Source organism: Lactobacillus leichmannii (assembly GCF_024701915.1).
In the GTDB taxonomy this organism is placed as follows: Bacteria; Bacillota; Bacilli; order Lactobacillales; family Lactobacillaceae; genus Lactobacillus; species Lactobacillus delbrueckii.
Window position 1 is genome coordinate 1 of sequence record NZ_QOCY01000019.1, and the last position, 9733, is coordinate 9733.

A 9733-nucleotide genomic window follows, 5' to 3' on the forward strand; every position below is an offset into this window, starting at 1 on the left:
ACCGGCTTGTCCCACTTGCGAACTTGGTTGCGCAGAGCCTGCCAGTTATTAACCGCTAGCATCGACTTGATGCCGTAGAAGCGGTTCAAAAAGAAATGCCGGCACCTGCCGTATCTTTCAAAAAAGTCTGACATTCTGGCAAATTCTTCATCGCTTATCTTTTTGGAGTAGACTCTAACTGTCTTGGGCTGAGTCTTTTTCACTGTCTGCTTGACTGAAGAGCTTCTTGCTTTCTTGGATGACTCTTGCATTCTGATGCGACCTCTTTCCATACAGCTTAGCTGAGAAAACAGTGATTATAGATAAAACATCTTCTACAAGTTCTGAATTTGGATCAACGTTATCTGTCTGATTGATGACAACCAGCTCTACATCGTTTGCCTGACAGATTGTCTCAATCATTTCAAAGCCAAAACGGACAAGCCTGTCTTGATAATTTACCACGACTCGCTCGCACTGCTTCTTGCAGATCATGTTGATCAGCTCTGTCAGGCCCTTTTTCTTATAATTGAGACCAGATCCAACGTCTTGAATGATCTTAAACTGATAGCCATTGACTTCGCAATATCTGGACACTACATCCTTCTGTCTTTGGAGGTCTTCTTTTTGATGGCCAGAAGAAACCCGGCAATAGCCGATGGTCAGCAGCTTCTTAGGCTTAGCTGCTTTCGCATTGCCTTGCAGAAGCTCATCTAGCATTTCTTTAGTGTAGCGACGTTGATTGGAGGCAGTTCTAAGCGGAGTAATCAATCCCTCAGCTTCCCAATTGCGGAGAGTTGACTTAGCAACATTAAGATATTCAGCTGCTTTTGATATGGACATGTATTCGCTCATTATTTCTTCCTTCCAATCTTTTGATACCGGCATTATATCATGAATTGGTAAGAAATATTACTATTTGGCACTGGATGAAATTAATACTTTTTAACAGTCACAACCTTTCTATGCCAGGAAAGCATCAAGTCTGCCATCGACAAGGCGAGGGAGGCCCTCCAGTACACCGGTGATGACTTAACTCAACTGTATCACGTTTTTGACGAAAGCGTCCGGGAAAAGTACGTCAATCGCGACTATGTCCTGACTCACTTCCAGGAGGCCCTGGATAAGCGCTGGATCAAGCCTTACTACCAGATGGAGACGAGAAGACGAGAAGTAAAAAATCAGCACCCGGACCGGTGCTGATTTTTTACATGCTAAATTTCTACTCCAATCATCAGCCCGCCCGCTTCAGCGTAGAAGCTGCATAGGGCGCGGCAGGTGCCCAGGTCAACCCTGGCCTCTGGACGCTTTTTCCTGATCAAGTCGTGGAGCTCAGCCGCGCTGTCGAAGTTGTCAGCGTGGTCGATCTTGACCCGGCCGCCCCTGTAGCCCTTCTCTTCCAAAGTTCTCAGCAGGGCTGCCAGGGTCTTCTTCTCCCCTCTGGCCTTGCCCAGGGGCTTGATTTCGCCTTCCTCTGCCCAGCCATAGACCCAGATTTTCAAAAGTCCGGCGATCTTGGCCACCGCCGGGCTGACCCGGCCATTGTTGGCCAGATTGGTCATCGACTTTAAGGCAAAAAAGATGCGGACATGGTTTTCCAGGTAGTCGCTCACTGCTTCCACCAGGTCCGGGAACTGCATCCCCTTTTCCTTCAGTTCCGCGATCTTCTCCGCCGCCAAAAACTGGGCCGGACCCGCGCTTTTACTGTCAAAAACGTGAATCAAGGCATCCGGGTATTCTTCCTGGTAAATCTTTGCCGCCTGCATTGCTGAATTGTAGCTGCCGGACAAGACCGATGAGATGGTCACGACATAGATCTCGCTGCCCCCGGCGTAAGCGTCCAGCCAGGCTGAAATACTGGGGCAGGCTGAAGACGCCGCGATCCCGTCCTTGGCTCTTTGATTGAATTCCGCCTGGTCAAAGCTGGCGTCGTCCAGCCAGGTCTTATCCCCTTGAATCAGGCTCAAGGCCGCTACTTCCAACTGGCAGCTCCCCAAGTTGCCCGCTGTCATGTTAGCTCCGGAATCAGTTACTATCTTAATTGGCATATTTCACAATCCTCGTCATCGGTTTCTTAAAAACTTCTGCTTAAGTCTATAGCAGGAACGTCCTCGTGTCAAGTTTTTTGAAAACCGCTAAGCTGCTTTGCTATAATGTGGATGATCGAATTTTGTTTTGTCTTTATTTTTTGTATCAGCTGACAGGAGGTTTTTATGGAAAAAATTGCCCGTTCCCTGGCCGGCCTGCACCTGCCCCGCTACCAGGAACTGCCCCAGATGGGCCTGTACCTGGAGCAGACCGCGACTTATATCAATGAGGCCCTGGCCCCCTTGGAAAACGTCCACCTGACCAGTTCCATGATCAGCAACTATGTCAAGCATGACCTGATCGCCTCACCTAAAAAGAAGCTCTACAGCCGCCAGCAGATCGCTGAGCTGGTCTTTATCGCCGTGTCCAAAAACGTCCTCTCCCTGGCTGACCTGTGCGAGGCCCTGAAGCTGCAACGGTCCAGCTACGACACTGAGACAGCCTACAACTACATGGTTGATGAACTGGAAAACGTTCTGGCCTACGTCTTCGGCTTTAAAGGCGAGCTGACCGACGTCGGCCACGAGCATGGCGAATACAAAACCATGCTCCGCAACGTCATCATGACCGTCAGCTACAAGGTCTACCTGGACAAGTACTTTGCCCAGTTTACCGGCCAAGAAGAAGAGTAAAAAAGTAGAAAAAGACTAGCCGTACATAGCTAGTCTTACCTTGATTCGTCTCTTTTAGTTACCTATTCCACTATGAAAATAACGGCTGTAATTTGCAAAAACACTTCAAATGTTGCTTTTTTTCGTCATTTTGTTAGAATAGGGGTAGCTATAGAGTGTCTCAAGCTAATAGCTATGCCCGCTGTGAGTTACGCCAATAACTCAGAGCTTTTTATTTGCGTTGATTGTTCGCCGTTTACTGTCGCCAAACAGTAACGGCTTTTTTTGTTTGGACTGAGTTCGCCTATCTTGTGGTTAGTGTCATTTGACTTATCCACAGTTCCGGTTAACTCATACTTACTATACCATAATATGAAACCAGCAACAATACCAACATAATAAGGAAAGCACGGCTAAAATGATTGATAAGTCATTCCCTGTGACGGATTATCTGTCACGTTTAGCTTGTGTTAACTATGATGACTAACTATATAAAGTGTCATTAAATGATTTGCAACTAGCAATCACTAGCAACCTCCATTTCCCTCTTTCGTTCATAACCGTTCACAGGCGTTCATAGGTGTTTCGATGCTGACACGGCCATTTATTTACACTTAAACTAGATCCTGTGGTTAGTTGTCCTTTAGAGTGCATCCCCTCACTGTTTCTAATTCCGATAACTCTAATTTAATGAATTAGAGTGATTATATGCTGACCTATCATATACTGAGCAATCATATAAAGCCCGCCCGGGTAAAGCCCGCCCGGGGGATTGCGAAAATGTCTGGTTTTGTCCGGTTCGAAAAACGAATTTAAAGCGTGCTATAGCCTGTCGCCCGCTCCCCTTGCTGGGGGCTCTGAGATAAAGCCACAGACTTGTATGGCACCATGCAGAACTTATTAGGCATTTGGTGGAATAAACAAGCAGCTAGAGAATATGCGGCCAAACACCCCGAAGAACAGAACACTGACAATGAGCGTTCTTGGAATTAAACGGGCGCCGAAAGTGCAGACGGCAGTGCCTTGCTGAATACCTTGCAGCAAATTGTCGGTGCGGTTTCAGATTAAAAAGCCGCAAGTGAGCCGCGATCTTTAGTTCCGCAAATGCGCATTAATGAGTTCCGGTAAGTGATTGCCAAAACAATCGCCCTTACCGGAATTTTTTTGCTATTAAGCGGATTCTTTTGCAAAAAATCTTTCTGCCTCTAAGCATTATCCGTGGCTAATTTGTATGCCATCTGTTATGCTTAACTTCTTCATTGTTAGTAGACAGTGTATAAGGAGGTCGATGTTTTGAAGAATCCATATGATTTTGATGTCTTGTACTTAGGTAGTGGGCATGGCGCGTTTGACGGGGCCGGCCCATTGGCAGCTTCGGGAAAAAAAGTTGCGGTGGTTGAAGGTGACATGATCGGCGGCACCTGCCCGAATTATGGGTGTAACGCGAAAATCACGCTTGATACGCCGGTGGTTTTGCAGCGGTTGGCAGAACGGATGCAGGGTGTTGTGTCTGGCAATATCAAGATCAACTGGTCGGCATTAGTGGCCCATAAACAAGCCGTGATTAAGCCGTTACCGAATGCTATCGGTACGGGATTAACCCAAAACGGCGTGACGATCATCCATGGCTATGGAAAATTTCAGGACGCGCACACGGTTGTTGTGGGTGAAAAGACCTATACCGCTGACAAAATTGTCATTGCGACCGGCCAGCGCCCGCATCGCATCGATGTTCCGGGGGCCGATTTAGCCCATGACAGTCGGGCCTTCATGGACTTGGACGTCTTGCCGAAGCGAATCGGTATTTTGGGATCTGGCTATATCAGTATGGAATTTGCGACGATTGCCAATGCGGCAGGCGCCGATGTCCATGTGTTGATGCATCATGATCGTGCTTTGCGGGAATTCCACCAGCCGTTTGTCGAAGATGTGATGGCCGACATGACGAAACGGGGCATTCAATTCACGCCGAACGCGGCGGTGACGGCGCTTGAGAAGACCACTGATGGCATTGTGATTCATTATGGTGACAAGGAACAGTTAGTTGTCGATTGGGTGCTGGACGCAACCGGCCGAATCCCGAATGTTGAGCAACTGGGATTAGAAAACATCGGTGTCAAGTTTAACCAGCACGGAATTCTTGTGGACGACTATCTGCGAACCAATGTGGCCAATATTTATGCATCGGGCGATGTTTTAGACAAGCTACAACCAAAATTGACGCCAACAGCCACGTTTGAGTCCTATTACCTTTACAAGTTACTGAGCGGCCAAACAACTGCGCCGATTGATTATCCGGCGATTCCGTCAACGGTTTACACCTCGCCAAGAATTGCCAAAGTAGGTGTGGCACCGGAAGCGGTCAAGGATGATACTAACAAAGTCGTGCACAACCACATTCCGGATGACTGGTATCATCAAACCGATCAGGAAACGGTGGGTGATAGCCTTTTGGTGTTCGATCAGGAACATCATCTTGTCGGCGCCACGGAGTACAGTGCTCAGGCCGAAGATGCGATCAACACGTTATTGCCGGCGATTGTCTACCATCTGAGTCGCGATCAGATGTGGCAAATGGCGCACATTTTCCCGGCTGAGGGTGCAGCGGCATGGCATAAGATTCGGTAATTTCGAGATAAAGCCACAGGGGGCTGCTTGCTTGGCTTTAGTGCAAAAGAAAAAGGTTGACCATTACTGGTCAGCCTCTTTTTATGTCGTTACCTTTGTTACTTAGTTCCGCCGTGCCTGTGCCCTCACTAGTGGGGATGGATCAACTTGTAGCTTTTGGCGGTCAATCGGTCGTCCATACCGTGCCACAGCCGCCCTTACTAGCGGGGATGGGTCAGTAACTAATCGGTCAAGGTCTTGCGGTCTAGCGGCCTTTGCTACCCAGATTCTAGCGTTTTCGTCCGGGTCAGTAACAAGGCGGTCAAGCGTTGCATTGTCTCGGTCAAGCGCCGCATCGATTGCCCTTAATTCTTTTTCTGGCAAATCACTCTTAACCATTGTTACTTTACTACGCTTTCTATAAACCGTATTTCTTCATGTTGTTAATATACAGGTCACGAAAGAGCTCGCTATCCGTAACGTCCCGATCTGTTACCCACAGCTTGTCTAAATATTCTTGAAAGAGTTCGGTTGTGGTCTTGCCCGTGATCGCTTTGTACGCCTCAAGCTTAGCCCGTGTTTCCTTACTGATTACCATGTTTATATGCTCGCTTTTGACCTCAGCGGGCTTTTTTCTTTTTGCCCGGGGTCTAACCACCTTAACCGCTTGTGGCTTTTCCTCGGCCATTTCGGCCGCCTGTGCGGTCTTTTGCATTACATCCTGAGCATCTACCTTAATCTTGTTAGCCATTCTTTAAATCCTCCTCAATCTCGTTTAATAGTGCTTTTGCATCCTCGGTTACCTTTGCCCCTTTGGCAGCATACTCAAACAGGCTCTGTTTGGCGTTTTGCGCCTCTCTCACGGCCGTTGCATCCCTTAGGGTAGATCGATAAACCTTAGTATTAAATTGCTCTGCTACCTCATTTAAAGCCTCTGTGATCGCCTTGCTTAGGTTAGTGCGGGGGTTATATCTGTTTAGCACAATGCCACAGATTGAAAGGCGGGGATTAGAGCGCCGCTGTATTGCCTTGACACGCTGGGCAAGGGTTGCCATGCCTTTAAAGCTGTAAATGTCCGCCTGCACGGGGATGATGAGCTTATCCGCCGCCGTCAATGCATTGCTGACAATGACGTTTAAGCTTGGCGGGGTGTCAATGACTATCAAATCATAATCATCTTTGACCGCCTCTAGCTTGTCAGACAAGATAAACTGAGCATCTAGCACGCCCGCTAGCTCTACCTCGACACGCTCTAAAGTGAGGGATGCCGGGACTAGATCAAGATTCAAGTATCCACTAACGGGTGTAGCCACAGCCGGGACTTGCACGCTCTCGCTGGTCAATAACTCATAGCTCGTTTTGCTGGGATCGTAATCGCTGACCAAACTATAAGATGCATCCCCTTGCTGGTCAAGATCCACTAGTAGCACCCTCTCGCCTCTTAGAGCCTCGCCTGTCGCTAGTAACAGGGCAAGGGTAGTTTTTACCCGCCCCGCCTTTTTGAGTGGTTACAGTTACTATTTTTGCCATTTTAGACACCTTATATAAAGACTAATCAAATATTGCCTTGCTAATATCGGCCGTTGCTGAGTTGCCCAGCTTGCCAATCTGGTGCAAGTAAATGTTTGTCGTGTCGCCGCTCGCATGTCTGAGCATTAGTTGGGTATCTCTTTGGCTGTGCCCCAGCTCTAAGGACAAGATCCCGGCTGTGTGTCTCGTGCTGTGTGCCGTCCATTTTGGGTCATTAAACCCGGCTTTGATAAATCTAGTCTTACAGATCTTGCTAATGGATCGGGTACTGAGGGTCTGACCCTTTGAACGGTTGCTAGTGCTTGTAAAAAGTGGCTCTGTGCATGCTGGGATATCCTTTGCATCGATGCCACGGGTGGTTAAATAGTCGGTCAAGACAGTGTAAACGTGATCCGGCAACGGTACATAGTCGCTCGCATCGGCCTTCCCCTTGCCTTGCACTAAAAGCACCCGGGATGCCCCTAAAATGGTTATATCCTTGACCTTAGCCCGGGATGCCTCAATCGTCCGTAAGCCACAGGTAAAGAGCAAAACTAACAGCGCATAATCCCGCTTCCCGGCCTGTGTGGTCTGGTCGATCTGGTCTAGTATCTCTTTGACCTGAGCCGCCTCAAAATAGCTTTTAGGGCTCTTACGGTTGACCTTGCCCGACTTGACGTACTGGGCAATGTTGGGATATTTGCCGATGCTCTCAAGCCATTTAAACCATTGCTTGATCGCTACCATGTAAAGGTGCACTGTATTAGGTTTATGGTCAGATCCTCTTTATAGCGTCTAACAGTGTTCGTTGTCGGTTGCTGGGCGTCCGGTTGGTCTTTAAGCCACAGCTTAAAGCGCTTGATACAGCTTTTATAGGTCTTAGCCGTGTTCGGCATGTCTTCAAGATACAGTAAAAAGCTATCAAGGGTTGCCCCGTCTAAGGTTTAGGCAAGCGTGATGTCATTGGTCATTTTTGCACCCCTCTTAACTATGATTACTAATCATATAATCATATATTGACTCTTTACAGCTATTATAGCACCTTTTCCGCCTATGTGTTTATGGAATTAGAACTTTTTTCAATTAGTTCGGGATCTACTCCCCCTGATTTTCAAATTTCTATCCCACACGAATAAAACCGTGGGCACTGCCCAAACCCGCAAGCTGTGTCAGCTTGACCCCATAAATGAGCGGGAGCTCCCGCTCAAACTCACCCCGCACTCGCCGTGAGGCAGACAAAAAAGCAGGTGTGCTTTTCTTTACATGCGCAAAAGTGTCTTGGCCTAGTGAGTCCATCAACTCCTTAAAGCCGTTCTACGTCGATTTACCGTTGACGGACAGTAAAATTATACGGTTAACAGCTAAAATGGCTTAGAGAGCAAATTAGGGGCATTTAAAGCCAATAAAGTCCAGTCGCCAACTCTTTCGGACTTTATTGGCTTTGAAGATTCCAACTGACGCAAGTCAGTTTTGTTTGAGCAAAGCGAAATCTGATACAGGTTTTAATGGGTTTAGCACAGCGTAATCTTTGATGACGTATAAGTGCGCCTCCGACATTTTCTTCGGTTTTGTGTTATAATAACCATATCAAAAGGAGATCAATCTAATGAAATATACGAAAACTAAAGCAGTATTAAATCAACTCGTTGCCGATTTGAGCCAGATGTCAATGATTATCCATCAGACGCATTGGTACATGCGTGGACCCAACTTTTTGAAGTTGCACCCCTTGATGGATAAGTTCATGGAAGAAATTGATAGCCAACTCGATGTCATTTCTGAACGGCTGATTGCGCTTGATGGCAATCCTTACTCGACCTTAAAAGAAATGGCCGAAAACACTAAGATTCAAGACTGGCCTGGTGAATGGGACAAAACAACCCCAGAACGCCTCGCACACTTAGTTGATGGCTATCGTTACTTGGAAGACCTTTACCAATACGGCATTGAAGTATCCGATGTTGAAAAAGACTTCAGTACCCAAGATATTTTCATTGGTCTCAAAACCGCAATTGAGAAGAAAATCTGGATGATTCAGGCAGAGCTTGGGTCGGCGCCGGAAATTGATGAATAAAATAATATTAAAAAATCGGTAGGCTTATGGGTAGGCTTATGGTAGATTGTAAAATTAATCCGAACGCCCATTTGAATATTGGACAGCCCTAGTTCACAAAAGGTTTCGATTTTAATTCGTTCGGAATAGGTTATACTAGACAAAAGATCAGCTCCTAAAAGATGGGTTTGTGGTAAACACCATTTTAAAGGAAGCTGATCTTTTTTGTCCGAGTACAGAACGATAAAAAAATTTGGCTTAAAACAGTGGGATCTGCAACACTTTTTAAGTATTTAAAACACCCTGATTTAACCCGGGGATTTTTTGTAGAATTGCATATTTTTTAATACTGTTTTGACGTTTTTTGACGTTCTGAATGTCATGTTTTGACAGGTCGCCCTTTTAATATGTATTGAGAAACTCGGTTTTATTTTGTCTGCTCTTTTAGGGGTGTCTAAAAACTCTATTTACACCGCCTCTTCCTTAGAGCCACAAGGGCTGTACTTGCTTTGTGAAATTAGATCAAGTTAATTCTTGCCTGAAACAGGCGAAAACGACCGGGATGCCGGATTTTTGCCAAAAAGGGTCTTAGAGTTAAGTAATTAGTTAAGAACTCAGTTAAAAACTTAACTCGCCCTCTCGCTTAGAGCCACAGGGGATGAGGAGATTTTGAGTTAAAAAGTCAGTTAAGAACTAAAAAAATACTTAACTCACCTCTCCATTAGAGCTACAAGGGCTGAGGGGGTTTGAGTTAAGAAAGTTAACTAATTCAGCGGAAATTTTTTCTATAATATAAAGTACTACCCTTTATACTAGTGTAGTGTCATACTGATATCTTAAGTATGTTTAGCGCTATAGCTTTGGATACAAAGATGCAAGTTTGATA

The 9733-nt window shown here is 46.4% G+C and carries 8 protein-coding genes and 2 pseudogenes; 3 read left to right on the forward strand and 7 right to left on the reverse strand.

What is annotated here, in order from left to right:
- The 3 genes and pseudogenes from DS743_RS09210 to DS743_RS01850 all read right to left on the reverse strand — a co-directional run.
- Positions 1 to 251 (reverse strand): annotated as a pseudogene (locus DS743_RS09210) (RNA-guided endonuclease TnpB family protein); the annotation flags it as partial.
- Positions 175 to 834 carry an IS607 family transposase gene (locus DS743_RS01845; RefSeq protein ID WP_035184132.1) on the reverse strand — a complete coding sequence of 220 codons (660 nt, stop codon included), beginning with the start codon at positions 832 to 834 and terminating at the stop codon, positions 175 to 177. The pseudogene DS743_RS09210 and the gene DS743_RS01845, both read right to left, overlap by 77 nt.
- A 359-nt stretch (positions 835 to 1193) precedes the next feature.
- Complete coding sequence (locus tag DS743_RS01850) at positions 1194 to 2027, reverse strand: DegV family protein (protein WP_035184136.1); 834 nt, start codon at positions 2025 to 2027, stop codon at positions 1194 to 1196.
- Positions 2028 to 2192: 165 nt separating this feature from the next.
- On the opposite strand from DS743_RS01850, the gene DS743_RS01855 reads away from it, so the two are divergent.
- Complete coding sequence (locus DS743_RS01855; protein WP_035184138.1) at positions 2193 to 2699, forward strand: DUF1836 domain-containing protein; 507 nt, start codon at positions 2193 to 2195, stop codon at positions 2697 to 2699.
- A gap of 1272 nt (positions 2700 to 3971) precedes the next feature.
- Positions 3972 to 5306: a dihydrolipoyl dehydrogenase family protein gene (locus DS743_RS01860; protein WP_035184140.1), complete on the forward strand. Its 1335-nt coding sequence runs from the start codon at positions 3972 to 3974 to the stop codon at positions 5304 to 5306.
- 397 nt (positions 5307 to 5703) lie between these two features.
- Here DS743_RS01860 and DS743_RS01865 read toward each other — a convergent pair whose 3' ends face one another.
- The 3 genes from DS743_RS01865 to DS743_RS01875 all read right to left on the reverse strand — a co-directional run bounded on the left by DS743_RS01865 (position 5704) and on the right by DS743_RS01875 (position 7541).
- Positions 5704 to 6036, reverse strand: coding sequence for a hypothetical protein (locus tag DS743_RS01865; protein WP_003616329.1), 333 nt, complete (start codon positions 6034 to 6036; stop codon positions 5704 to 5706).
- On the reverse strand, positions 6029 to 6754 hold the full coding sequence (locus DS743_RS01870; RefSeq protein WP_231128338.1) for a ParA family protein: 726 nt from the start codon (positions 6752 to 6754) through the stop codon (positions 6029 to 6031). The genes DS743_RS01865 and DS743_RS01870 overlap by 8 nt, the downstream gene beginning before the upstream one ends.
- Positions 6755 to 6836: 82 nt before the next feature.
- Positions 6837 to 7541, reverse strand: a complete 705-nt coding sequence (locus tag DS743_RS01875; protein ID WP_080730894.1) for a tyrosine-type recombinase/integrase — start codon at positions 7539 to 7541, stop codon at positions 6837 to 6839.
- Between the two features lie 859 nt (positions 7542 to 8400).
- On the opposite strand from DS743_RS01875, the gene DS743_RS01880 reads away from it, so the two are divergent.
- Entirely contained in the window at positions 8401 to 8868 is a 468-nt protein-coding gene (locus tag DS743_RS01880; protein WP_003616334.1) for a Dps family protein, read from the forward strand.
- Positions 8869 to 8921: 53 nt separating this feature from the next.
- On the opposite strand, the pseudogene DS743_RS01885 reads toward DS743_RS01880, so the two are convergent.
- Positions 8922 to 9011, reverse strand: a pseudogene (locus tag DS743_RS01885) (IS30 family transposase); the annotation flags it as partial.
- Between the last annotated feature and the right edge of the window lie 722 nt (positions 9012 to 9733).

Coding starts and splice junctions, on each gene's coding strand:
- DS743_RS01845 (WP_035184132.1), bottom strand. CDS start 834: ATGAGCGAATACATGTCCATATCAAAAGCAGCTGAATATCTTAATGTT.
- DS743_RS01865 (WP_003616329.1), bottom strand. CDS start 6,036: ATGGCTAACAAGATTAAGGTAGATGCTCAGGATGTAATGCAAAAGACC.
- DS743_RS01875 (WP_080730894.1), bottom strand. CDS start 7,541: ATGGTAGCGATCAAGCAATGGTTTAAATGGCTTGAGAGCATCGGCAAA.
- DS743_RS01850 (WP_035184136.1), bottom strand. CDS start 2,027: ATGCCAATTAAGATAGTAACTGATTCCGGAGCTAACATGACAGCGGGC.
- DS743_RS01855 (WP_035184138.1), top strand. CDS start 2,193: ATGGAAAAAATTGCCCGTTCCCTGGCCGGCCTGCACCTGCCCCGCTAC.
- DS743_RS01880 (WP_003616334.1), top strand. CDS start 8,401: ATGAAATATACGAAAACTAAAGCAGTATTAAATCAACTCGTTGCCGAT.